Below are 759 nucleotides of genomic sequence, written 5' to 3'. Positions count from 1 at the left end.
ATTTCAATAATTAAGAGAAATGGAGTGAGATATAGAAAATGAAACCTAAGTTCAAAGAGACAATCCCTGTATTTTTTATAAATGATGAAATCCATATCGGTGAAGAAGATGGAGTAGCAGGAGTTATTGATGATCCCAGTGGAAGTATTAAGTATTTAATTTCTCTTATCAACGGAAAAAATTCTATAGAAGAAATAATACATTTAGTTCAAGAAAAGTATCCAAATATAAAAGAAAATGAGGTATTAGAAGGTATAAAAGCAYTAGATACAGAGAAATATTTAGAAGATAATTCTTTAAATCCTCAATCTATAGGAGATTATGAACTCGAAAGATATAGAGCAAACCTTAATTACTTTTCGCTTTTTACGTCTTTAGAGGACAACAAGTACAATGTGCAAGAAACTATCATAAATACGAAGGTTGCTTTGCTCGGAATCGGAGGTTTAGGTAGCCAAATACTATATCATCTAGCTGCATTAGGTTTTCATAACATTAATGCATTGGATTTTGATACTTTGGAATTAAGCAATTTTAATAGACAGTTGTTATATTCTGAAAAAGATATTAATAAGTTAAAAACGGAATTAGCAAAGGAAAGAATATCGAGTTTTAATCCTAATGTTAATTTAAATGTTACTAATAAGCGTATAGAATGTGCTGAAGATGTAATGGCACATATTGAAGGTAGTGATTATGTAATTTGTGTAGCCGATAAACCAACCCTTCATATACAGGATTGGGTAAATGAAGCAGTAG

At 29.9% G+C, this 759-nt stretch carries 1 protein-coding gene; it reads left to right on the top strand.

Annotation, left to right across the window (positions count from 1 at the left end; translation table 11 throughout):
* Positions 1 to 38: 38 nt before the first annotated feature.
* On the top strand, positions 39 to 759 hold a 721-nt coding region (locus AC1DRF_RS30675), incomplete at its 3' end, for a HesA/MoeB/ThiF family protein (protein ID WP_477742656.1).

Source organism: Priestia sp. P5_B4 (genome assembly GCF_056400385.1).
This window is presented reverse-complemented; position numbering and strand designations above follow the sequence as displayed.